Here is a 25,011-nt window from a genome sequence, read left to right as displayed (position 1 = left end):
ATTTTAAAATTTATAAGTAGCAGTTAGTAAATAATTCCTTGGAGTTCCCGGAAATAGCCTTAAATAATTCTGAGCCCCAATCCAATAGACTTTGTTGGTAATATTATTCAGATTAAAAGAAAGCTGGACAGACTTTGCCGGAGTGTAGTACAATGCAGCGTCTATGGTAGTATAGGCGGGAAGTTCAAAACTTCTTGTGAACCACGGAACTTTAGAGCTCTGATAAAGCATTCCTGCCCCAATTCCGAAATCTTTTATGAATTCAATATTTGAAAAATTGTAGCGCGTCCAGATATTGACAGAATTTTTAGAAGTGTTTTCTTTCCTTTTCCCTACAAGATCAGAATTAGTATCGTCCAATATTTTAGCATCAATATAGCTGTAGCCTCCGTAAATATGCCATTGAGGAAGAATATGTCCGGAAAAATCAGCTTCAAATCCACGACTACGGTCGGCACCTCTCTGTACTAGTTCATCCGGTTCCGATGGATTATTGGCATTGATTAAGATATTTCTCTGGTTGATCTCATACACAGCAAGATTCAATGAGATTTTTCCGAAAAGCTGTGCCTTAATTCCCAGTTCTTTAAGATCTGAAGTCAAAGGTTTAAATCGTGCTGCAGATTCGCTGCCTGTAAGGCTTGAGGTATTGGGCATTAATGTCACCGTATTGGATTGTGGCTGGAATCCGGTAAGGTAAGTACTATAAAGGTTAATATTATCTGTAAGACTGTAAGTAATCCCGAATCTGTACAGAAGTTTATTATTCCGGAATGAAGACTCATTGGATTCTTTGAAATTGGTGGTGTCCTGAAACCATTCCTGACGTATTCCCGATAGGATTTTGAACTTTTTCCATGTGAAAAAATGCTGAATATAAGCAGCGTGTGTAGTGGTAAGAGCAGAAGGCAGAGCAGTTATAATATTCAGTGTATTAAAATCATTACCCTGATAATTTTCTGCACCCGGATTCAGATCAAATGGAGTGACATTAGGCTTAGGAATGAGTGTTCCATTATAATTGGCAGTCTGATACTCTGATGCCTTTGCAGGATTGTAAGAAGAAGCTACAGAGCCGTTCTTTAAGAGAAAACCTCTTGCGGCATTTTGTTGCCCGCCTTTTCTTTTTTCCCAGATCTGGCTGTCATAGCCTATTAAAGCCTGATGCTGAACAGCACCTGTTTTGAATTTAAAATTAAAATAAGCATTAATATTGTCTGTTGCCCAGTTTTGTTTTCTTTGCACAAACTGCATCATCGCAAGGCTGGAAACCGGTTTGTTATCCATGTCAGGAGCAAAGGAATTGGTGGTTCGGTGCTCCTGCAGGTTTTCTCTCCAGTATTGCTTCATATAAGAGGCATTGAAGCTGATAAATGGGTTGAAATGATGGGCAACACTTCCCATCAGAATCAATTCCCTGGTTTTAAAAAAATCATCGGGAGCTCCCAGATTCAAAGATCTTGGCGTACTGTACAAATCCGTTTTTCCAGCAACAGCACCGAAAATAGGCTGCCCTCTGTCCAGGTTTCCATAAAGATCATTGAAAATCATTTCTACATTCACCGATGTTTTTTCATTCGGAACAAATGTGATGGAAGGAGAAATTAAAACACCACTGTTTTTAACATGATCCCTGAACGACTGCGCATTTTGGTAAGCTCCGTTAAAGCGGTATAATAGAGTTTTGCTCTGGTTTAAAGGGCCTGTAAGATCTGTGGTGACACGGTAAGTATCAAAACTGCCTCCCGATGAACTGATTTCGTGACGGGAAATTGACAACGGTTTTTTGGTAACCATATTAATTGTTCCTCCGGGATCCACACTGGACATGGTAATACTTGCCGGACCTTTGAAAATTTCTACACGTTCGATATTGGAAGTCATAGGTTGTAGAAAATAATACTGTCTTGTCCGCATTCCATTGATAATCTGTCCTTCTTCATTTTGACTGATTCCACGGATGTTGTATTGGTTGTAATAGCTGGAAGGAGAAACTCCATTCACATTTTTCATAACATCTCCAAGCTGAAAGGCCTGGCGGTCGGTGATCAGTTCCTTGGTAGCGGTATTAAGAGTTAAAGGAAGATCTTTATTTTTCATAGCAATCTTAGTGGCAGCAAAAGAGTAGTCGGAAGTATAATCTTTAGACTTTCTTCCGATGATTTCAACCGTTTGCACCACCGTAGATAGTGAATCTTCAGGACGGGACTGAGCATATAGAAATGAAGATGCGGTAACAAAACTTAAACTTAAAAGTTTCGCAGAATTTGGGGAAATACAATGAATTATTCCCGAATAATTAAAATTACTGGTAATCATGAATAGGGATGTACGGGCAGTGAAAATGCCCATTAATAAAAGGATATCTTTAGTTGTGTGAAAACACAGGTATCCACGGCATAACAGTACAGACTACAAGAATCTGTATACAAAAATGAAGGCAGGATTATAGATTAAGCTACCGCGAAAAATGAAGATGGGGGAGCCCGGGAGCTGAAGAAGTCGAGAAGACAACGGTATGAAATGGCTTTTGGTTGAGGCATTTCGCTGTCATTCGTACTATTGATGGCAAAATTCATGTTCAAAGCTTCAGGAAGGAGAACATTGTTCATGTGCATATGAAGCGCACACTGACATTCGTCGTCCTGTGAAAAGGTAGGAATTTTCTCTTCTTTGGAACCCTTTTTATAGATCACTTTACTTTTCGAGTGTTTAGCATGATCAAGACATGTGTTTACCCCGCTGATATTAGAAACAAATATCAGAAGTAAAGAGAAAACAAAAAAGACTCTGAGAAATTTTTGCATAATAGAAAACAAAAGTACAATTTAATTTGATAAAAATGGGATGATCAAGAAAAAGTAACAGATATTTTTCAAACTGTAGTTTCAAATCTAATGATTTTATTTTCCGTTGAACACATGAAATATTTTCCGAAGCAGTATGATCCAGATCATATTTTGTGAGAGAAACAACTTGTTATATTTGGCCCATCGAAATTTCATATTTCTGACAAATTACAGTATAACCTTCCGATGATTCGGGAGGTTTTTGTTTTTATATTAAGTTTATAAGTTACAGCCTCAATAAATCCAGAGATTGAGCAAATTCAACAAACATCCAACATTGAGAACGGAGACACCTTACAAGCTATTAAAGTCAGTGGTAACACAGATGTTCGCATAAGCACAAGAGTTTCTCAGTGAGAACCATGTAAATAAGAAAACGTACTTAAAAAGAAAATAATAATAACACTTGATAAAAACAGGTGTTTTTCCTCACTGTTTTGGGATTTACAATTTTAATTTTGCTGAGCAATACATAAAACTAAATACATGAAAACATCACAAAAAGGAATCAACCTGATTGTATCATTTGAAGGCTTCAGCGCTAAGCCTTATCTGGATTCTGCAGGAATTCCGACGATAGGGTATGGTAACACTTACTATCCTGGAGGAAAGAAAGTAACCATGAAAGATCCGACAATCACAAAAGAAAAAGGAGCAGAATTATTCGCTGCAGTTTTGCCAACTTATGAAAAAATAGTGAACTCAAAAGTGAAAATAGCACTTAATCAGAATCAGTTTGATGCTTTAGTTTCTCATGCTTATAACACCGGAGGATCTGATACTTTGTTTTATCTTATTAATAAGAAGACAGAAGATTCAGAAATTAAAGATTGGTTTACAAAACGATATATTACTGCAGGTGGGAAAGTTTTAAATGGTCTCATCCGCAGAAGAAAGGCAGAGGCGGATTTGTTCTTCACAAAATAAACAATCCCCACTGTAAGGTGGGGAAAATTTTGATTCAATTATTTCTAATTAACAATTATAACCCCGTTAAGGTCATGATCCATTAAACATTGAAAGTATGCCATATCATGATTACTAAGCCCCTCTAGAGCTATCGATGTTGCTGTATAAGAGACTTGTCCTGATTTGATCCATAACTTGCCATTATCGTCAACAACTTCCATGCTATAGACTTCCCCTTTACAAGCATATATCATATATCCATCGCCTAGATAATTTTCATTTAAAATATATATTTGGGGAACGCTTTTAGATGTATTTGAGGTACTATTATTTAATTTCTTAACTGTAAGTTGATTATTTGAATTTGAAAGCATAATATTTGTTTCTTTAATCAAATAAGTGTCTACATACTTTACTTCTTTTCCAAAAGTAACCTTTAAAACAGATTTGCCGTTTACAATAGCGGGTTCAACTTTACGTTCTTCATTTTGAGATTTTGAACGAGTTTCTTGAGTGTTTTCAGTATTATCTTGTTCACAAGAATTCATAAACGACATTATAACTATTGAACAAGCAATAGCCTTAAAAGGAATTTTAATTTTCATGGTATAAGCTTTTTTTAACTACTACAAACTTAATAATTAATACTATTTAGAACAATTAAATATAAGTGATAGTTATCATAGCTGATTTATTAATGGGGGACAATTATAAAATAAAAATTCCCCACTTAACAGTGGGGATCTTTTTATCTTAATACAACGTATCCCTCAAACGGGTCTCTATTAATTGACAACAATACAGTTGCTCCTTTGTCTTTTATGCTAATATCAATAGGGTAATAACTTTCATCTTGGTCCTTTTTGAAAACTTGAATCATGTGTTTGCCAGGTTCCTTTTTTGTGATTAGAATAGCAAACATTCCATCTAGGTTATTCCATGTTTCAACTGTAAAATCGATTGTCATAATTATTATTTTTTTGTTAAGCCCCGAATATATAAACAATTAAAAATCATGCCTTACGGTTTCCCGTAGAGTTATGACTACAGTCTCTCCGGAAAAACACAGAATGTTTTAAATATGTAATAGTTTATTGGAAACATCATTTACCTGGAAATTCACACTTTTGCAATAGATAATTCGAGAGGCTTTTATTTGATTAGCCTAAATATAAATATATTTCTATAATTATTCTCTAATTGATGATATATGGGGTTTATTTTGTATAATTGCAACGAATTTAAAACTAATAATACTATGAAACAATTATTTTTTGCATCTGTGTGTGCACTAACCCTATTGTCATGCGGAAGAGACGAATCTGAAATACAATCAGAAAATCAAGTTAAAATTGCGTCTTCAAAATCTAAAAAAGAGAAAGATCCTTTTGCTAAATTAAGTGGTGATATTTATGTTTATAGACACTACAGCAATTCAATGATGAAGCATTGGTATGGTTCTGCATATGCTCCCGTTGGACAGCATGATTGGTCTTATGAGGGGGTTGCATTTAAAACTTCAAGTGCTCCCAATAATTTGTATGGTTTAGCTGTTTATTTTAATCCAAATAATTTAGATTGTGTTATAGCTACCAATCAATATGAAAGAACTTCTTTAGAAGCAACTGGTTATGTTTTTAAAGAAGCGATAGGGTATGATGCTGGAGGTCCACAAAATGGAGCAGTTCCAGTTTATAAATATTACAGATCCTCAAAAAATGGTCATTTTTACACGAAGAATCTAGGTGAGCTTGGGTGGGGTGGCGATGGATGGACCTATGAAGGTGTTGCGTTTTATGCGTATTAAAAATTAATATTTTAAGTTTTATTTAACTTTTATCCTCGGATCTCCGAGGATTTTTTTTCACCCTTAGTTGACGAAGGAATTTTTAATTATTTTACATTACGTATGGCATCATGTATTTCATGAAGAACTTACAGAGGATATTGTTGAACGATGAATACTTGAATTAAAAGAAAAAGGTGTAACTTTTTAGCTATTATAGTATATAAATATGATCTGATATATCTAAGTATATTGTCACTTTGTATAATTTAAAAAATAGCTGTATGATAATTAGTAAAGAATGTTTTTCTTAGAATAATGATCCACAAACAAAAATAAGAGTGATACTTAGCTGCCTAATGTCAACACATCCTTTGGAGAACGAATCATTTATTATTCCATTATGCGAGACAGCAGACTATAAGCTTAAATCGAATGAGAGGTGAAACTATAACCAGAAATTTATAAGTTCACCAAATTTCTACCCCTTTAGTATTCAAATTGGCCGAATCTTTTTTACTACAGTTCCATGCTTGTTTAAATTCTCTTAATTGTGTCAGGGGGCCGTTTATCCTAAATCTGAAAGGTACATGAGGGTTGGTTAATAGTTCATTACGTAGAGCTTCAGGACTGATGTTGCCATGCCACATTTGTGCCCACCCTAAAAAGAAACGTTGCTGCCAGGTGAAACCGTTAATAGATGCAGGTTGCTTTTTTTTATCATAACTTTTTTCAAGTGCATGATAGGCCAGAGTAAGTCCACCAAGATCTGCTATATTTTCGCTTATAGTGAGCTGTCCGTTAATGTGTACTCCCGGCTGGGCTTCCATTTGGTTAAAATAATGAATGTATTCTTTTGTGAGGTTTTCAAAATTATGTCTGTCTATTGATGTCCACCAGTTATTTAAATTACCTGAAGCATCGAATTTCGAACCTCTGTCATCAAAAGCATGGGTTATTTCATGCCCTATCGCCGCGATTATGGCACCATAATTTATAGCATCATCTGCTTCATGATTATAAAAAGGTGGCTGCAGGATACCAGCTGGGAAACAAGCACTGTTAGTATATTGATCATAAAATGCATCAACAGTCTGTGGTGTCGCATGCCATTCGCTTTTATCTACTGGCTTATCAATTTTATTGATGCTTTCGTTATGATGAAAAACTGCAACAGAAATGATATTATCTATCAAACGTAATGGTTGTATGGAGATACCGAAATAGTCGGGCCATTTTTCCGGATATCCGATCTTGAAAGTCATTGTCTTTAATTTTTTGTGTGCCAACGCTTTGGTTCTATTACTCATCCAGTGTAAGCTGTCTATGCGCTGATGATAAACCCAGCGCACATTTTCAATCATTTCACCTATCTTTTGTTTATCTTGTTCAAGGAAATATCTTTGAACAAAAAGCTTACCTAAAGGCATGCCCAGTGCTTGCTCTAACTCTTTAATTGCCGTGTCTATGCGGCTTTTTTGTTCTTTTTTTCCAGCCATTACTGTTCCGAAAAAAGCAAAGTGAGGGTTGCTGTATTTCTGTGGCAGGTAAGGTGCAAAATGAGATAAAAGCTGCCACTGGGTATATAATTTCAATACAGTTAATGGTGTTTTATGCAGGAGAGTTGTTAAATTGCTCATATAAGCACGATCTTCAATAATAACAGTTTGGGTATTAATTCCTTGTGCTTTTAAAAACCCGTTCCAATTAAATTGTGATGCTATGCGGCTGAGCTCTGGGACAGATATCTTATTATAGGTTCTTATCTGATCGCGCAACATCAGACTAGATAGCTGCAGACGAGCCACGTTTTGCTCCAATTCGTAAATTTTGGAACCAGGGGAAACAACTTTAAGGCCTGCGCTTTTATACATAATGTCAATGTGCTGGATCATTCTGTCTTTTAAGTTGGCATTTTTAGATTCTTCTAGTGCATAATAGCTTTTATCACCCAAAGTTAATCCGCCTTGCCCTAACGAAAGTATATTCATTTGATTATTATGAGCATCGGCTTCCACCTTATAACTGATAAAAGTTGGTACACCAAGCTTTTGAAGTTCCCCGGAGAAGTTTACCCAATCGGTATAATCTTTAATATGATCAATTCGTTCAAAATAGCTGTCAAGAGGTGAAAGTCCTAACTTTTCTATGGAAGCAGTATCCATGTAAGATCTGTAAAAATCAGCTATCTGTTGAGATTCTGAACCTAATTTGAGATTAGGTAATTTACTTATGCTATCTACAATATTTTTCAGTTTCACTTTGTTGTCCCGATCAAGAATTTCGAAAGCACCCCATCTGCTTTCAGTAGCAGGAAGAGGGTTTTTCTTCTTCCAGTTACCATTAGCAAAGCCATCAAAATCAATACATGGATTTTTAGTAGAATCAATATTGCTATTGTCAAAACCTGAATTATTGAAAACAGAACTAATGTTCGCTTTCTTTTCAGCCTTACAAGAAAAGAGTATCGTTATAATAATTAAAAGTGCTGTCAACTTATGGTTTTTCATACTGATAAAAATATAATTTTTCAAACATCTGGTTAAACGGTTTAAAATAGTGAGAAATTTTATCACAATATATTTTTTTACCGTTTAATGATATGCTGTTTTATTGTTTTATCCTATGCGTGTTAAACACAATTAAATTATAATAAAATTGTGGATATCTTGCCGATTTGGCAATAGCTGATAAAATTTTTAGTGGTAAGCCCTGTAACTATGAGAAAAAAGACCATCATGCAAACAAATACAGTTTACTGTTTCCACATGGAAAGGGGATTTGTAGGAGAACTGGGAGCATGGGACGTACCTATGAAAGAGCAGATTCATCTACGGTTAGGCTGGTTCTTAATTCTTAGGTGTGTATAGATATTTTTGTATAAGATAACCTGTTTTTCAAACAGATATTTTACTAGTATTGAAAATATTCTAGAAATATGTTTTTAAAAAACAGGTTATTAATTTTTTATGGCTCAAGTCCAGGGCCACCACATGAATTATACGGAACGCATGTTAATTTATCATTTATAAAACATAGTCTGGTACAACCTGCTCCGCCAACAATTGTTTTTAATTCTGCTTTTTTAAGCTTTTTTAAATTTTTCATACTAATATTTTTTATGTTCACAACAAATCTCATGAATAATTATTATATACGGGTTTAAATTAACGAATTTTAACGTTCTATTTGGTTGGATTTTAAAAATTGGAGTGATACCGCAATCAATAGTTTAAATAATTGATACTATGGTATGATGTGATTCTTTATTTGATTAAAATAATAATAACTTTGATTTCATTTAATTTTGAGGAAGAACATGCAGGGAAATGAACTTACTTATCAGATTTATTCTCCAGAATTGATACTTGAGCTGTTTAGCAATGGGTCACGAAAAAATATATGAAAAACTGATCTAAATGACACAAGGCATTAAATACTCAAGAAGCTAAAATACTGACCTCTACCTTAAAAATCTTTCAGAGCACTCTTTCTTCAAAGGTTGTTTGATTCAGAAAAAATATATCTGATAGAATGGGGAATTTGTGAGTTTGGCTTCTGTCGATCTCCCAACCTTCTGTTTTGTCCATACAAAGTGATTTCGCGAAACATCTCCTGAAGCTAGCGGAGTGTAGGATCTTGTTAAGATGTACAAGATCCCACGATTCCCCGGATGATAAAGTGGAAATTATAGAATTTTTAATGATTATACAGCCTAAGAATCTCCACCAATTCGGGTATGGATCGTATTTTCAGTTTCTCAAACAGCCTGTTTTTGTAAGTGCTGATCGTAGATGAATGGAGATTAAGTTGATTAGAAATTTCTTTGAGAGGAAGACCTTCAGCCAGTTTATTGGCAATTTGCAATTCGCGGTCAGACAGCGCTTCGAAAGGTGAGTTTTTTGTAGTGCCATTTATCGATTCTAAAAACATCGCTTCTTTTACGTGGTCACTCGCAAACCGGCCAGTATTGAGCATTGCCGTCAAAGCAGTTTCAACTACTGCATTGGAGCTTTGTTTACTTAAATAGCCACCGGCACCCATCTTTAGATAGCGCATTGCATACACCTCTTCATCTTGAGAAGAAAATATAAGAATTTTTAAGTTGGGTTGGTGCATTTTTATGTAGTCAATCGCTTCCTGAACAGAACCATTAGGCATATTGACGTCCATGATAGCCAGATCCAGTTCTTCCTTCAGAATTACTTTGTACAGTGATTTAAAATCCTCTACTTCAATGATTGTAGCATCAGGCCAAAGGCGTTGTATGGTTTGTATTAAACCCATCCGGACGATACCGTGATCGTCTGCTACAATAATACGAACGTTTACTTTTAAACCCATTATTCTATAAATTTACGTACAAAGAGGGAAACAGTGGTGCCTTTATTTTCAGCGGAAGTGATTTGAATGTTTCCATGCATCAAGGATACAAAATTTTTCACAATTTTCAAACTTAATCCAACTCCTTTCTCACCAGCAGTACCAAGGAATAGGGGGTTACCATAAGTGAAGATTTCAGATAAATATTTTTCATTCATTCCCGTTCCGAAGTCGCTCACAGAAATTATCACCTGACGATCATCCGTAACTTCCTGCAAGTGAATGTCATTCCCGGAAAAAGAGTATTTCACTGCATTATTGAGAATTTTGTCTAAAACATATTGCAGCAACAAACGATCGGTTGTAACAAATGCATTGGGATCTCCTTTAAAATGAAATTTAATATTTTTTTCTTTTAATTTAAGTGCATATTTTTCTTCAAAATGGTGAAAAAGATCCATCATCATGATTTTCTCAGGTTTAATCTTAAATTCCCCATATTGCGTTTTTAACCAAGAGGTGCTGTCCTGAATGGTTTGCAGATTCTTTTGGGCATCGCATTTTAACTGCGGCAACAACTTAAAAAAATCTTCCTCACTTATAGTCTTTTCTTCTACCGCTTCTATAAGCCACAGAAAATTTCCAAACATTTCCTTTGAATCGTGAGATAATATCGAGATCAGTCCGTTTTTAAAACTGATTTCATTTTCCAGTTTTTCAATTTTTAATTGTAGTTCGTTGCTAAGGTCATTCATAAATTCTGTATCAAAGCTTAAAAAAAACTATTCAGGTATTTTTTTAAGCATAGTTTATTATTTATTCTTTTTCGATTTCCGTACCAAACCATTTTTGAATCATATCAGACAGGGTTTGCTTTAATAAGGGTTTGGTTAAAAAATCTGACATTCCGGCTTGCAGACATTTTTCTTTATCACCAGGCAGACTCCCTGCTGTTACTGCAATAATAGGTATTTCGATGTTTTTTTCCAAGGCTCTTATTTCTTTGGTTGCTTCAATACCATTGAGATGAGGCATCTGAATATCCATTAAAATAAGATCAGGACTCTCTTTTTGGTGTTTTTCAACCGCTTCAGTACCATCTTTTGCCTCGATGATTAAAGCTTGAGGAATAATCTCCTTTAAATAAGTTTTGATAAGAAGTAAATTAATAGGATTATCCTCAGCAATTAAAATTTTTATTTCGCGCATGCTCACTTCATTTGCTGCATTTTTTATTTGATCCGGTTTTTTCTTTTCAGAACTCTTTAAGGTGGATAAAATCTGGTACATCTGTTTCATACGAATTGGTTTTACAAGCCGATTTTCTATTTCTAATTCATCACATGCAGCCTGCAAATTAGTATCATCGGACGAGCTGTACAAAACAATATACGGCGTTACATGGTTGGCGTCGGGAATAATATTTTTCATTTTTCTTATGGTTTCAATGCCATCCATAATCGGCATATGATAATCCATAATGATCACATCGAATTTGGACTTGTTCATAATCAATAGCAAAGCCTTCAACCCGCTATTGCATTCCGTTACTTCGATATTTTTTCGTTCCAGCATCCTTTTCAGGATTTTCCGATTGTTTTCATTATCGTCCACAATCAAAACTTTCTTAATGTCACTTAAGTTTAAATCATATTCCTCTTCCTCAGTGTCGAACAGAATATCAAAGAAAAAGTCGCTGCCCTTTCCCTGATCGCTTTCGACTTGTAATATACTGCCGGCAAGTGCCAAGATTTGGTTAGAAATGGTGAGTCCCATGCCAGTCCCTCCATATCTTTTAGTAATACTGCCATCTCCCTGTGAAAAAGGGTTGAAAATTTCAGCCTGTTTTTCGCTGCTGATTCCAATGCCTGTATCGCGAACTCCAAATCGGATTCGTTTTTTTCCTTCTCCTAAATCATCTAAAACTTTGACATATGAAACAATCTCTCCTTCCTCGGTAAATTTTAAAGCGTTGCTCAAAAGGTTGACAAAAACCTGTTTTAAGCGTATTTCATCAGTCCATATATATGTAGGTATGGTGTCATCAATATCGATGAGCATTTCTACTTGCTTTTTAGTATTACTGTACGCAACAATATTGAAGGCTTCTGAAACCAGTTCTTCAATCTCTACTTTGTCGAGATTTAGCTTAAGTTTTTGCTTTTCTAATTTTGAGAAGTCCAAAATATCGTTGATGATGCTGTATAAGGATACACCAGATTGGTTGATGATTTCCAGGTATTGTCTCTGCGTTTCATCCAGATTGGTTTCCATAAGGAGCTCTGTAAAACCGATAATCCCATTTAATGGAGTTCTTATCTCATGACTCATATTGGCCACAAACTCTGATTTTAAAACATAGGCTTTTTCTGCCCGTTCTCTTTCTTTATCCAAATGACATTTTGCCGCTTGGTTCAATATCTTGTTGACCAACTCTTCCTCTTCTTTATTTAAATTTTTCTCTTCCCTGTCAAATAAATTTAAATGAGTGATCAGATTGTCCTCACGACCGGGGATGGGATAACTTCTATGAAATTTAAATTCCGAGTTCTTAGACTCATAAACCGAAGTCTGGTCATTCAAAAGAAAGTGAGGATTCTGGGGATAGACCTGATTGGGGGATGCATCACTGGAAGCGAGAACATAAACTTGCCCTTCCGAGGTAATGCTCATGGTGCAAAGCTCCATGTTGGTCATCTTGGCCGCCGCGAATACTAAGAAATCAAAAACATCGGTATGTTTTTTTTCGAATGCACTTAATTTATCAATATAGTGCTGATTCCGCGATTGATCATTGCCATTAATGTGGTCCATAAGGAAGGTTTTTTTTAGAAAGTATCGTTAAATTGCCGTGAAGCTATAATAAACATTGATAGAGTAGGTGGTATTTTCCTTACCTACCAAACTTTGGGCACCCGCAGGTGATATGGTGTATCTTACATTCAGCCCCCGGTCCAAAACCGGTGCTCCATTAAACAGTATTTTTTGAGGAGTTTTGGATAAGGGAGCATTTACAGAACTTCCGTCTATACCAATTTGTAATATGTTGGAATTGATGCTGGTCTGCAGACCGCCTTTCTTGAAATAATTTTCGTCCGATTTTACATAGAGCTCAAAATTTTCATTATTGGACAGCATAATTTGGTTTGAAATCATTTGTGACTGACCATCGGTGTATTGGGCAGCGGTATTAAAATTGAAATTTACATTGCGCCCGGAACTGGGGATGGTGATCTCCGACAGAGGAAGCACCTTTAACTGAACAGCTGTATTTTGCAAACTGTTAATTGAGTTATCTGTACTTCTGGCATTGAAGTTCAATTCAAACGTATAAGTTCCGGCTTCAAAAAAAAGGTTTTTAAAATCATCCGAAGAAACATAAAGCTCTGGAATAAAGCTATTTCTGTTTCCCGCTACAACACTGAAATTAGCCGCGGAAAAATTCTGAAAATCGGCAGATAAGGCTTTGGTCGTGAGTGCAGATCCATTGCTACCCAATTTAATGCTTGCTATATTTCTGGTTCCTGGAACACCTTTAGAAGAAGTGAACTGAATGTTTGTAGAAGCAGCTTTCGCCCAAAAATTAAAGTCAACCGTATGTGCGATTTCCGTATTCCCCAAATCCCACACCCACGTGCTAGTATTGCGGTAGTCATTCAAAGAAGATATTTCTATGTATTTTGTTAAAGAATTTGTGACCCAACGCATAGATGGAGGAATGACTAAAATTGTTTTAAAATTACGTGGTGTAAAGTCATTATAATTCTGAGTGATATCCATGGAGTAATTCCCGGCCCGGAAGGCATTAGCCGTAAATTGTGAGGCAGGAATTTTAAATGTAAAATTGATATTTCCCCGGTTGAATCCGCCCCCGATACTTAGTGATGGCGGTTCAAACCATTTTATAGCGCTTGTACTGAACGACTGAAAACCTGGTAAATAACCTGAAAGTCCAGTATATGGCAGCTGCCCGCCCATACTTTCTAACTGCCATAGAAGAGTGGAACTGGGCAAAGTAAATGAGGAAGAAGAGTGAGTAAAAGTTGGTCCTGAAACAGAGGTAAATGTAGGAGCTGTTGGGAGTAGCCCCAAAAAGGCATAATCCCAGTTTGTTCTGTTGGCGTTCGTCATTACTCTTGTAGGTACTGAGGTAAATTCGGTCCTGTTAAAAATATTATTATCAGGAACCGACAGGTACACATCCTGAGCTTTCGTGGCTGCAGACCCACAGAACATGGTAAAAATTCCTATTAGAAAAGCCCTCATCTTTTTCATACTTTTAAATTTAAAACTTTTTCACCTTAATGGTGGTGTCTTTCTTCTTATATTCAAAAACTACGGTTTTTGAATACCCTTCTTTTGTCACCTGAATAGTTTGGGTGGGTTGTGTATAACTGTATTTGTCATTTTCAATATAGAGACTGTATTTTCCATCTTTCAGGAAAAACTCAAACTCATTTTTTTGGTTAACCACGGCAGTATAGATCACTCCATCTTCACTTTTTGCATATACCACTATTCCGGTTACATCTGTTTCCAAAATATCGTAGGCTTGCTTGATCTCCGTTAATTTCCCACTTACCCTGATGTTTTTTACCAAGCTCACTTTGCGGTTAATATTATTATGTACCATAATGACAGGATCCATCATCAATCGGGCACCTGCACTTTCGTTCACCTTCAGTGTATAAGTACCTTCAGGCACATTCTGAAAAACTACTTTTCCATTCTTATCCGTTATCGCTACATAATTGTCCAGTTTTACAATTTCATTAGCAAGTACCGATTCGCCGGACTCCAGAAGCCCATTGAAATTTTTATCTTCAAAGAACTGGAACGTCACTTTATGATTTCCAAGAGTCGTAGCTGTGGCAAAATATTTTTTAATCCCCACTCTAAACTGGTAATAACTGCCACTGGTTGCATATTCAGCCGTAGATTTATAACCGGAAAGATTAAAATAACCTGTGGTAGACCATGAAGACGAAATCTTATATTCCAGATTACCGGTGATATTGCTGTTTAAATTTTTATAAAGTTCCGAATAGAAGGCTCCGGCTGAAAAAGATCCAGTCAGATTATGATTAAGCATCTGGAAATTATACGAGGCATATACATTATAGTTGGCAAAATTACGGCTTACATCATAATAAGAATTTAAATCAAAGACACTTGTTGCGTTCCATTGGGCTGTTCCGTTGAGGGAGAATGATTTATATCTGTAAGATAAAGTTGTTTTCAAACTGTTGAACCAGTCCGGTTTATTGTTCTCTTTTGAATAAGAATATTCAGCCGTCAGGTTCAATCCGTGGGCACCTAATGTAGTGCTGATATTGGCTTCCAGCCGGTATGAAAAAAGTTCCTGCGATGTGTAAAAATTAGCTGTTTTTTGATTTTCAACCTTTGGAGAAAGTAAAAAATTCCACTTCTTTAAAGAAAACTGATAACCTAATCCCAAAGCTTCTGTACTGTTGAAATAATAACGTAAATTAGAGGTATTCCCAGGTGGGGTTGATGCACCTTGGAAACTCAGGAACTCGGGCTCTATCTGCGAATTCTGATATTGTATAAAAGCGCGCTGAGAAGCAGAAAATTGGCGGCCAATCCTCTGATTTGAGAAAAAAGATCCCCGTTTGATCCCTGCATAACTTTTGGTAGCAAAGGAATTGACAGATTGTATATCCCAGTTCCCTATTTTCCCATCGTAATTGGCTCCCATTGAAGCGCCTGCGTTTTCATCTTTGTTCAAAAGGCCTTTTTCGTGGCTCAGACCAACCTCTGTGCGGATTGTGTTTTTATCATTAATTAAAAATGACGTTACCGCGTTCGCTACCTGTGTATCTATGTTAAAGCGCGGATCATGATCGAATATATAAGACACTTTCCCATTGAAAGATTTAGCATTCCCAAAAGCATATTTTGCACCCATAATGGTAGATCCTTCTGTTTGTTGGAAATAAGTACCGTACAGATTATAATTATTTTCCAGCGCAAGAATTTCAATCTGATTATTTTTACCAAATTTGGTAGAAACTTTCCCGCCTCTTCCGAAAACCGGGTAATCATAATCGCTGCTATTAACATTTCCCACCCTTAACACCGTATTTTTTCTCTCCAGTTCCAGCCACGTATCATACAGATTATAACGACCGTCTTCAACATAGTAATCTGCACCAATATTGAAGCGCGATTTCAAATTCTCAGTCACCCGAAATGCTGTATTTCCCCTTAATTGAAGATAGTTGAAACCTGAACTGTTTTCATTATAGCTGATTTCTGCAAAATTACTTCCGCTCACCGCTTCGTTTCCTCTGGCAATTTGTCTGTTGTGCGATAAAATGACTAAATAGAGTGTGTTGCTTCCCACGATTTTATTATCAAGCAGGTCTGTGACAATTGCATTAATATTAAATTCCGGATAAAGTGTATTCTGTTTTCTGACTGCAATTTTGATTTCAACCGTTTGTTTTTCTAAACCTTCCAGAGATACGGTTTGTTGTTTTGGCATCATTTCCAAACCATCAGGAATGGATTGCAAATCAATCTTAACGGTTCTTTTACTATAACCTTGGTTTTCTACTGTCAGCAGAATTGAGGATTGGGGCACAGCTGGGTTAATGAAATTTTCGTAGGTGGCGGTATAAATTGCAATGTTTTTGTTCTCGCCTTTAGCAACGAAGAACGACGCGCTTTCATTTCTGGTAACCGTTGGGCTGGTGTACGAAACCTGGAATTTGATTTCATTGGATCTCAGTTTCATAAAATCCACGTTGGCGATCAGTTTCACAGGAAGATTTTTAGACTGGCCTGCACCTAAGGTAAATTCATTTTTGGGATAGAAAAGCAATCCCGGATATTTTTCATTAGGTATGATATTCTGAATGATAATCTCTTCAGAACTTTTATTCTCAACGACCAGGAAATTAGTAAAAGTAGAACCTTTCTCAACAGCTACACTGTCATTTTCAAAATGGATTTGTATATCCTTCTTTTCCTGCGCAGAGGCCAACGAGAAGTGCAGAAGAACAAATACAAAAAATAAGATTGTTCTTCTTAGGACTGATATCGATATTCCATTCTGTAGTTTCAAGACTTAATTTTAAAATTTAAAGTTTTTTTCGCCTACGCGTAAATCATTGGATTCTGCCATTTTGATAATAACCACGCCAAGGAAGTTTCCTGAAATTTTCTCTGGTAAAGAAAACTGAACAACCTGATTGGTATCCGGAAGCATGGAGATGGAAATTGCTGGCAATTTTATTTCCTTACCACTATCTGTGTCGGTGAGCTCAAACTCAACGGTGGCATCATTGATGGTGTTTCCATCATTATGGATACTTACTGCTACTTTTCTGTTCGCTGCATTCTCATTACTCACCTCTGAAATATTGGTAATATCCAGACTTTTTACATGGTTTCCCAGTGGAGTATAAAAGATGTGAAGTCCCACTTCAAATAAGGTGATAATACCAATACCATTCTGAACACGTGCCTTATCTGCCTGCTGAGGAAGCTGGGTGAAAAACAACATACTGTTCGTAACAGCAGACTGTGATGCATTTGCCGGGATCTGCATGGTTACTACAATCTCCTTTGTGCTTTTTGCAGGAACTGTTACAGCGTTTTCTAAGGTGGATATCCAGGAGGCGTTGGAAATTTTTGAACTGCCTGCTTCAAGATAAACCTTATTTCCGTCTTCTTCTCTAACCCAATCTTTGTAGTTGAGATTAAAAACATAATCTTTATCCGAGCTGTTTTGAAGCGTGACTGTCTTTGTTACTTTTTCTCCTGGATTACCTGTGAAAAACAAGCGTGTAGGTGACATGGAGATACTTTGTGCCAGAAGTGAAGAAGACCCTATGAGGATAAAGAAAATAAAAAGGTGAATAAACTTGTGCATGGTGTAAATAGTTTAATAATAAAAGATTCCCAAAACTACTGAAAACATAGCAAAAGGAACCTTTACAAACTAAAAATTTTATTATAAAGCGGTCGCAGTATAAGTTACCGTTTGTGTATAAGTTCCTGCCGGTTTACCTAAAATATCAGGAGATGAGGATTTTGCTGCTGGAATGGTGTAGTCCAGATTCAGTGTTAATGCACTTCCAAGAGGAGCATTTGATACTAAGGTTTGATCCGTTGCAGATAAAACAACGGCGCTTTTTGTTCCGCCCATGGTTCCGGCAGCTGTAGCAGCTTTGATAGTCAGAACATTTACAGGGATCAGGTTGGTTCCATTCATGAAATTAGCACCTCCTGCTTTTACTTTAACATTAAAGTTCTTCGTTGAAGTAACTTTTAAGGAGTTGGCTTTAGTAATTGTTTGATCAGAGTTATAGTCTGCTGCAGTAGCATAGTTAAAGTCAACCGTATTACCAATTGCTGTACTTCCCGCGTCGATGGAGATTACATCGTTCAGGGTAATGTTTACCGTTGTGGTTGCTGTAGTATTTTGAGCTTGAACATTGTTAGTTCCTAATATGATTGCTCCAAAAGTTAAGGCTGAGATTACGATTAGTTTTTTCATGATAGTAATATTTAATTGTTATTTTTATTTAATTGTTATTTTGTATACTGCAAATTTATAGCAGCGATAAAAGTTTCTTTGTAGTGGAAAAAGGAAGTTCATGTAGTAAAATCACTACAGGATTATTCATTTTGTTTAAATAAAAAAGCCCTCAATACCTGGAAAGTGCTGAGGGCATATATATTGATGTGTTTTTTTATAAAGTAGTCGCAGTATATGTTACTGTTTGGGTATAAGTTCCAGCGGGTTTACCTAAAATATCAGAAGATGAGGATTTTGCTGCTGGAATGGTGTAATCCAGATTCAGTGTTAATGCACTTCCGAGAGGAGCATTGGATACTAAGGTTCTTTCTCCTGGAGATAAAACCACATCGTTTTTGGTTCCGCCCATATTTCCGGGAGCTTCTGCAACCTTGATTGTCAAAACATCTACAGGGATTGAGTTTGAACCATTGACGAAATGCGGTCCTCCCGCTTTTACCTTTACATTAAAATTCTTCGTTGAGGTAACTTTTAAGGAGTTGACTTTGGTAATCGTCTGATCAGAGTTATAGTCTGCTGCAGTAACATAGTTAAAAGCAACTATACCACCAATTGCTGTACTTCCTGCATCTATAGAGATCACATCGTTCAGGGTAATATTTACCGTTGTGGTTGCGGCTGTATTTTGAGCTTGAACATTATTAGTTCCAAATATAACTACTCCAAAAGTTAAGGCTGTGATGGCGATTTGTTTTGTCATGGCAGTAAGATTTAATTATTATTCTTGTTCTCTTTTGAACATTACAAATCTACAGCTGCTACAAAGCAGTTGCTGTATACGTTACTGTTTGAGTATAAGTTCCGGCTGGTTTACCTAAAATATCAGAAGATGAAGATTTTGCCGCTGGAATAGTGTAGTCCAGGTTCAATGTTAATGCACTTCCAAGAGGAGCATTTGATACTAAGGTTTGATCCGTTGCAGATAAAACAACAGCGCTTTTTGTTCCGCCCATGGTTCCGGCAGCTGTAGCCGCTTTGATAGTCAAAACATTTACAGGGATCAGGTTGGTTCCATTCATAAAATTAGCACCTCCTGCTTTTACTTTAACATTAAAGTTCTTCGTTGAAGTAACTTTTAAGGAGTTGGCTTTAGTAATTGTTTGATCAGAGTTATAGTCTGCTGCAGTAGCATAGTTAAAGTCAACCGTATTACCAATTGCTGTACTTCCCGCGTCGATGGAGATTACATCGTTCAGGGTAATGTTTACCGTTGTGGTTGCTGTAGTATTTTGAGCTTGCACATTGTTAGTTCCTAATATGATTGCTCCAAAAGTTAAGGCTGAGATTACGATTAGTTTTTTCATGATAGTAATATTTAATTGTTATTTTTATTTAATTGTTCTTTTGTATACTGCAAATTTATAGCAGCGATAAAAGTTTCTTTGTAGTGGAAAAAGGAAGTTCATGTAGTAAAATCACTACAGGATTACTCATTGGTTTAAATAGAAAATCCCTCAATACTTTCTAAGTGTTGAGGGCGTATCTAATTCCTGTTATTTCTATTATAAAGCTGTCGTGATATAAATTACCGTTGCTTATAATTTTTCTTTAGATTTTCACAAAATTTACTGAATGTTTGGTGTGATGTATTAATTAGATTTAAATGTCCAAAAGCATAGATTCTACCTTACAGATGACAGATACTTATTCCCGGATTTTGAATTTTATCTATATTGGTACAATACATACAAAATCAAAGGCCTCCTGAGGAAGCCTTCGAAACACCAAATCACAAAATATTAATATGAAAATTTATTTATAAAGCAGTTGCAGTATAAGTTACTGTTTGTGTATAAGTTCCTGCTGGTTTACCTAAAATATCAGAAGATGATGATTTTGCCGCTGGAATCGTGTAGTCCAGATTCAGTGTTAATGCACTTCCAAGAGGAGCATTGGATACTAAAGTCTGATCCGTTGCAGATAAAACAACAGTGCTTTTTGTTCCGCCCATTGTTCCGGCAGCTGTAGCCGCTTTGATAGTCAAAACATTTACAGGGATCAGGTTGGTTCCATTCATAAAATTAGCACCTCCTGCTTTTACTTTAACATTAAAGTTCTTCGTTGAAGTAACTTTTAAAGAGTTGGCTTTAGTAATTGTTTGATCAGAGTTATAGTCTGCTGCAGTAACATAGTTGAAGTCAACCGTATTACCAATTGCAGTACTTCCCGCATCGATAGAGATTACATCGTTAAGGGTAATGTTTACCGTTGTGGTTGCTGTAGTATTTTGAGCTTGAACATTGTTAGTTCCTAATATGATTGCTCCAAAAGTTAAGGCTGAGATTACGATTAGTTTTTTCATGATAGTAATATTTAAATTTTATTTTTATTTAATTGTTCTTTTGTATACTGCAAATTTATAGCAGCGATAAAAGTTTCTTTGTAGTGGAAAACGGAAGTTCATGTAGTAAAATCACTACAGGATTATTCATTTTGCTTGAATAAGAAAAGCCCTCAACACTTTCTAAGTGTTGAGGGCTATATTTAAAAATTGATATTTACTTACAATGCAGTGGCAGTATAAGTTATTTTTTGTGTGTAAGTTCCTTGTGGTTTCCCCAGAAGTACTTTGGATGCATTTTCCGACGAAATAGAGTAGGCAATATTTAAAGACTGTTTAGTACCTAAACTTGCATTACTCACCAGTACCTGATCAGTTGTAGATAAAGTGACCTCATTCAGGGTCCCCACCAGACTTCCACCTGGTATTGCCTTTACCTGTAATATATCTACAGGAATTACGTTTGCACCACTTACAAAGTGTGTACCTTCAGATTTTACTTTTACATCAAAATTTTTGGAGGAAATAATGACTAAACTATTGGGAACGGTCACATTTTTTGATGAGTTGTAGTCTTTTGTGCTCCCATAATTAAAATCTACAGCACCTTCTGACGCACCAGTGCCAATGTCCATTGCAATAACGTCTGCTAAAATAATATTTACGGATGTACTAACCTTCTCAGAATTTTGTGCAAGAACCCGGTTGGTTCCTATAGTGATTGCTCCCAGGGATAGGGCAGTGATAAAGATTTGCTTTTTCATGATTAATAAATTTAGTGAGGTGTAATAATATTGTAATTCAGAATTCATTATAAATCTAATAACATTATTCGAAATTACCAAAGCTTTATTGTTATTGATTGGCTAATTGTCAGTGTTATAGTTTCGATAATGAAGGATTAGCTATTATAAAGTATTTTTTTTATTTCATAGAATGCTTCACTGTCATTTTAGGTGAGATAATGTTAAAAGCTCTGAAGCCCGGTATATTTGCTGAAAAGTTTAAAAAAATGAATATCAATTAAGAAAAACAATGGGGAAACCATACAAAATAAACTTTTATAAAGTTAGCAGTTTCATCTTTAAACGACTTAAATTATATTCATTTTCCAATATCTTCTAACAAATTTCTAAATTAATTTGTAAATATTATAAAATGACCTATTTTTAGTATTTTATTACAAAAATACCATTCAATGCCGAAAAAAATTATAAGAAATCTTCAGATAGGAGTAGTGATTTCTTTGATGCTTCTGATTGCTAGTTCCATAGCATCTTATATAAGCATACATAAGCAGATGGAGAATAGGGAAGACTTCTTGAAAAGTAAGGAATCTATAAACTTAGCAAAAGATATCTTAAATACTCTTTTAAATGCTGAGACGGGCAATCGGGGATATCAGCTTACCGGCCTGGAAAATTTTCTTGAACCTTTCGATAAAAGTAGGAATGAATATCCGCTGCTTGTTTCTCACAAAGATAGACTTAATCTTAGAGATAAAGATCAGATTAATATTCTAAATGAACTGCTACATACTTCAGAAATCTTAATGAAAGAATATGTTTTGCTTATTGAGAATCGTAAAAAGGGAATATTAATAAGTCCGGAAGAACTTGTACAAAACAAGGAGGCTATGGACAAATGCCGCATGCTCGTTCAGAAATTTGTAAAACTTGAGGAAGTTCAACTTGCCATAAAAAATGAAGAGCTGAATAAGTCTTCGAAGTGGACTGTTTTATTTATCATCTTTTCTGCGGTTGCAGCCATTGGTGTAACCGTTTTTGTTTATATACAATTAAAATCTGATCTTATCCGGCGTGGTAAGTTAGAAAGCGATCTGTCTTACACTAAGGAAATGCTTGAAGAAACAGGCTCAGTAGCCCAGGTGGGAGGTTGGGAAGCCAATATGAAGACAGGAAAGCTGTTCTGGTCTCAAAGTACAAGAGAAATTCACAAAATAGAAAATAATTTCCAGCCTACTTTTGAAAATGCCTTTGAATTTTACAAAGGAAAAAGCAGGGAGAGAATAAAATATCTTTTTAGCAGGGCAATACAACAAGGAATTCCTTTTGATGAGGAACTTCAGCTTTTGCGTAATGATGGCGTTACGATTTGGGTAAGAGTAAAAGGTATTCCCGAATTTGAAGATGATACCTGTAAAAGGGTTTTCGGAATTATTCAGGACATTGATGCCTTCAAAAAAATGTTTTTAGAGGTTACCCGGAAGGAGGCCATAATGCAGTCTTTTGCCACTGATGTTCCTGTTCCTTTGGCCATGTTTGATAAAGATCTTAACTATGTTGCTGTAAGCAGCAGATGGAGAGAGGAATTTAGTATGAATAATGTAGATCTTATTGGTAATAATCTTTTCACGATATCACCTAATATTCCCAAAGAACGAAAAGATATCTATGACAATGCACTTTTGGGAAAAACGTACATCAACAGTGACTTTATGCTAAAGGTGGAAGGAAAAGAAGAAATTCAGCATTATGACCTTAAAGTCGGTCCTTGGTATCTTACAAAAGATGAAGTAGGGGGAGTGATTATTTCCATACAGAATATTACAAATGCTGTAAAGATAAATGAAGAACTGAAAAATGCCAAGGAAACGGCAGATATAGCCAGCAAGGCAAAATCCGAATTTCTGGCCAATATGAGTCATGAGATCAGGACTCCTTTAAATGGAGTTATTGGTTTTTCAGACCTTCTCCTCACAACACCACTGAATGAAACACAGATGCAATATCTGAATTACATCAATGAGTCAGGGGAAAACCTGCTTAGCATCATCAATGATATATTGGATTTTTCTAAAATAGAATCCGGAAAAATGGAGCTTTTGATTGAGAAAACTGATGTTTATGATATGTTAAGCCAGGTCATAAATGTTATTATTTATCAATCCCAGAAAAAAAATATCGAACTTCTTCTCAATATTGAGCCAGGTCTTCCAAAGATACTTTTTTTGGATGAAGCAAGGTTAAAACAGATTTTGATCAATCTTCTGGGAAATGCTGTGAAATTTACAGAAAAGGGAGAGATAGAGCTAAAAGTAGAGAAATTACGCATGAATGATAGTACTATTGTTTTGCGCTTCTCGGTAAGAGATACGGGGATCGGCATCCCTGTTGAGAAACAGAAATACATTTTTAATGCCTTTACTCAGGAAAACAGTTCCATTAGTAAACGATATGGTGGAACGGGTCTAGGACTTACTATCTCAAATAATATCCTGGGATATATGGGAAGCCATTTGTCGCTGAGCAGCGTAAAGGAAAAGGGTTCTGTATTTTTCTTTGACATTGAGATTCCTTACGAGATCTCTCAATTGAGAGAGGAGGATGAAATAACTATTAGAACGGCCTTAGTGGTTGATGATAATGAAACCAATAGGATCATTCTTGACCACATGCTTACCTATAAAAATATCAAGTCTACCTTGGCTTCTAATGGGATGGAGGCGTTGGAAATCCTGTTGAAAGGAGAGCGGTTCGATGTGATCCTGATGGATTATCATATGCCTGTTATGTCAGGATTGGAAACAATAGATAAAATAACAGGGCTGTTCAATCAGCGAAAAGAGACTTCTCCATTTATAGTACTTTCTTCTTCTTCTGAAGAACTGGGCATACTTAATTCAGTTAGAAAAATAGAAAATGCACATTTACTGTTGAAGCCTATCAAATCACATGAACTATACAAAACCTTAAAAAAGGTAGACCGAAGTTATGCAGTAGAAATTAGTAAGGATCAGTCTGAGAAAGGTTTGCAGTTATTTGCCCCAGAATTAGAAGTGCTTTTGGTTGATGATAACGTAGTGAATATGGTCCTGAATAATAGAATAATGAAGTCTCTTGCACCCAGTATACATCTAACGGAAGCCGTCAATGGGCTGCAGGCTTTGGAAGAATGCAGGAAAAAGCATTTTTCCATTATCTTGATGGATGTACAGATGCCAATCATGAGTGGTATTGAGGCAACACGAAATATAAGAATGCTGCCGGGATATGAAAATATACCTATCATAGGCGTTACAGCTGGAAATGTGCTGGGTGAAAAAGAAAAGTGTCTGGAAGCCGGAATGAATGATTTCCTTCCCAAGCCTATCAGGCAGAAAGACCTTGTTGAAGTACTCAAAAAATATATTAATGTTTAGGACTTATAAAAAATGGGCTCAATTTCTTCTGTTAATATCATGTGACAACATATTTTAAATGTATCAGATATAACCTTTATCTAAAACATCAGTTTATGAATAACCTAGATTGGTTGTAGACCATTAGTTGCC

General features: G+C 35.9%; 21 protein-coding genes. 4 read left to right on the top strand and 17 right to left on the bottom strand.

Annotation, left to right across the window (positions count from 1 at the left end):
• Positions 1–3: 3 nt before the first annotated feature.
• Entirely contained in the window at positions 4–2,319 is a 2,316-nt protein-coding gene (locus ACPF63_RS11095; RefSeq protein ID WP_426483073.1) for a TonB-dependent siderophore receptor, read from the bottom strand.
• A gap of 134 nt (positions 2,320–2,453) precedes the next feature.
• Entirely contained in the window at positions 2,454–2,807 is a 354-nt protein-coding gene (locus tag ACPF63_RS11090; protein ID WP_426483072.1) for a hypothetical protein, read from the bottom strand.
• Positions 2,808–3,335: 528 nt separating this feature from the next.
• Between ACPF63_RS11090 and ACPF63_RS11085 the strand changes: the two genes are divergently transcribed.
• Positions 3,336–3,776, top strand: coding sequence for a lysozyme (locus tag ACPF63_RS11085; protein WP_426483071.1), 441 nt, complete (start codon positions 3,336–3,338; stop codon positions 3,774–3,776).
• A gap of 44 nt (positions 3,777–3,820) precedes the next feature.
• Here ACPF63_RS11085 and ACPF63_RS11080 read toward each other — a convergent pair whose 3' ends face one another.
• Both ACPF63_RS11080 and ACPF63_RS11075 read right to left on the bottom strand, forming a co-directional pair.
• Positions 3,821–4,363, bottom strand: a complete 543-nt coding sequence (locus ACPF63_RS11080) for a hypothetical protein (protein WP_426483070.1) — start codon at positions 4,361–4,363, stop codon at positions 3,821–3,823.
• Positions 4,364–4,506: 143 nt separating this feature from the next.
• Complete coding sequence (locus ACPF63_RS11075; RefSeq protein WP_077414311.1) at positions 4,507–4,725, bottom strand: hypothetical protein; 219 nt, start codon at positions 4,723–4,725, stop codon at positions 4,507–4,509.
• A 291-nt stretch (positions 4,726–5,016) separates the two neighbouring features.
• Between ACPF63_RS11075 and ACPF63_RS11070 the strand changes: the two genes are divergently transcribed.
• Positions 5,017–5,565 carry a hypothetical protein gene (locus ACPF63_RS11070; RefSeq protein ID WP_426483069.1) on the top strand — a complete coding sequence of 183 codons (549 nt, stop codon included), beginning with the start codon at positions 5,017–5,019 and terminating at the stop codon, positions 5,563–5,565.
• Positions 5,566–6,014: 449 nt separating this feature from the next.
• Here the strand turns inward: ACPF63_RS11070 and ACPF63_RS11065 are convergent, their stop codons facing one another.
• Positions 6,015–8,054, bottom strand: a complete 2,040-nt coding sequence (locus ACPF63_RS11065) for a M13 family metallopeptidase (RefSeq protein ID WP_426483068.1) — start codon at positions 8,052–8,054, stop codon at positions 6,015–6,017.
• 228 nt (positions 8,055–8,282) lie between these two features.
• Here ACPF63_RS11065 and ACPF63_RS11060 point away from each other — a divergent pair, with 228 nt between their 5' ends.
• Positions 8,283–8,414 (top strand): hypothetical protein, encoded by a 132-nt coding sequence (locus tag ACPF63_RS11060; RefSeq protein ID WP_426483067.1) that lies wholly within the window; start codon positions 8,283–8,285, stop codon positions 8,412–8,414.
• A gap of 97 nt (positions 8,415–8,511) precedes the next feature.
• Here ACPF63_RS11060 and ACPF63_RS11055 read toward each other — a convergent pair whose 3' ends face one another.
• From ACPF63_RS11055 to ACPF63_RS11000, 12 genes are all read right to left on the bottom strand, one after another.
• Complete coding sequence (locus ACPF63_RS11055; protein ID WP_175627203.1) at positions 8,512–8,652, bottom strand: bacteriocin-like protein; 141 nt, start codon at positions 8,650–8,652, stop codon at positions 8,512–8,514.
• 591 nt (positions 8,653–9,243) lie between these two features.
• Positions 9,244–9,888 (bottom strand): response regulator, encoded by a 645-nt coding sequence (locus ACPF63_RS11050; RefSeq protein WP_180563538.1) that lies wholly within the window; start codon positions 9,886–9,888, stop codon positions 9,244–9,246.
• On the bottom strand, positions 9,888–10,517 hold the full coding sequence (locus ACPF63_RS11045) for a sensor histidine kinase (RefSeq protein ID WP_426483066.1): 630 nt from the start codon (positions 10,515–10,517) through the stop codon (positions 9,888–9,890). Before ACPF63_RS11045 ends, ACPF63_RS11050 begins: the two co-directional genes overlap by 1 nt.
• A 166-nt stretch (positions 10,518–10,683) precedes the next feature.
• A complete protein-coding gene (locus ACPF63_RS11040) occupies positions 10,684–12,681 on the bottom strand; it encodes a response regulator (protein ID WP_426483065.1) in 1,998 nt (665 codons plus the stop codon).
• 27 nt (positions 12,682–12,708) lie between these two features.
• Positions 12,709–14,142 (bottom strand): hypothetical protein, encoded by a 1,434-nt coding sequence (locus ACPF63_RS11035; RefSeq protein ID WP_426483064.1) that lies wholly within the window; start codon positions 14,140–14,142, stop codon positions 12,709–12,711.
• A gap of 10 nt (positions 14,143–14,152) precedes the next feature.
• Entirely contained in the window at positions 14,153–16,957 is a 2,805-nt protein-coding gene (locus ACPF63_RS11030; RefSeq protein ID WP_426483063.1) for a hypothetical protein, read from the bottom strand.
• A 9-nt stretch (positions 16,958–16,966) separates the two neighbouring features.
• Positions 16,967–17,767, bottom strand: coding sequence for a hypothetical protein (locus tag ACPF63_RS11025; protein WP_426483062.1), 801 nt, complete (start codon positions 17,765–17,767; stop codon positions 16,967–16,969).
• 81 nt (positions 17,768–17,848) lie between these two features.
• Complete coding sequence (locus tag ACPF63_RS11020) at positions 17,849–18,394, bottom strand: peptidoglycan-binding protein LysM (protein ID WP_077414292.1); 546 nt, start codon at positions 18,392–18,394, stop codon at positions 17,849–17,851.
• A gap of 196 nt (positions 18,395–18,590) precedes the next feature.
• Positions 18,591–19,136 carry a peptidoglycan-binding protein LysM gene (locus tag ACPF63_RS11015; RefSeq protein WP_077414289.1) on the bottom strand — a complete coding sequence of 182 codons (546 nt, stop codon included), beginning with the start codon at positions 19,134–19,136 and terminating at the stop codon, positions 18,591–18,593.
• A 58-nt stretch (positions 19,137–19,194) separates the two neighbouring features.
• On the bottom strand, positions 19,195–19,740 hold the full coding sequence (locus ACPF63_RS11010) for a peptidoglycan-binding protein LysM (protein ID WP_213278759.1): 546 nt from the start codon (positions 19,738–19,740) through the stop codon (positions 19,195–19,197).
• A gap of 452 nt (positions 19,741–20,192) precedes the next feature.
• Complete coding sequence (locus ACPF63_RS11005; RefSeq protein WP_426483061.1) at positions 20,193–20,738, bottom strand: peptidoglycan-binding protein LysM; 546 nt, start codon at positions 20,736–20,738, stop codon at positions 20,193–20,195.
• Positions 20,739–20,938: 200 nt separating this feature from the next.
• Entirely contained in the window at positions 20,939–21,481 is a 543-nt protein-coding gene (locus ACPF63_RS11000) for a peptidoglycan-binding protein LysM (protein ID WP_426483060.1), read from the bottom strand.
• Between the two features lie 434 nt (positions 21,482–21,915).
• Between ACPF63_RS11000 and ACPF63_RS10995 the strand changes: the two genes are divergently transcribed.
• A complete protein-coding gene (locus ACPF63_RS10995) occupies positions 21,916–24,879 on the top strand; it encodes a response regulator (RefSeq protein ID WP_426483059.1) in 2,964 nt (987 codons plus the stop codon).
• Positions 24,880–25,011: the final 132 nt, after the last annotated feature.

The sequence above is a fragment of the Chryseobacterium sp. R2ACT005 genome (genome assembly GCF_049949215.1).
Classification (GTDB): domain Bacteria; phylum Bacteroidota; class Bacteroidia; order Flavobacteriales; family Weeksellaceae; genus Chryseobacterium.
The sequence above is the reverse complement of the archived record's forward strand: the minus strand, read 5'-3'. Positions and strand labels throughout refer to the sequence as shown.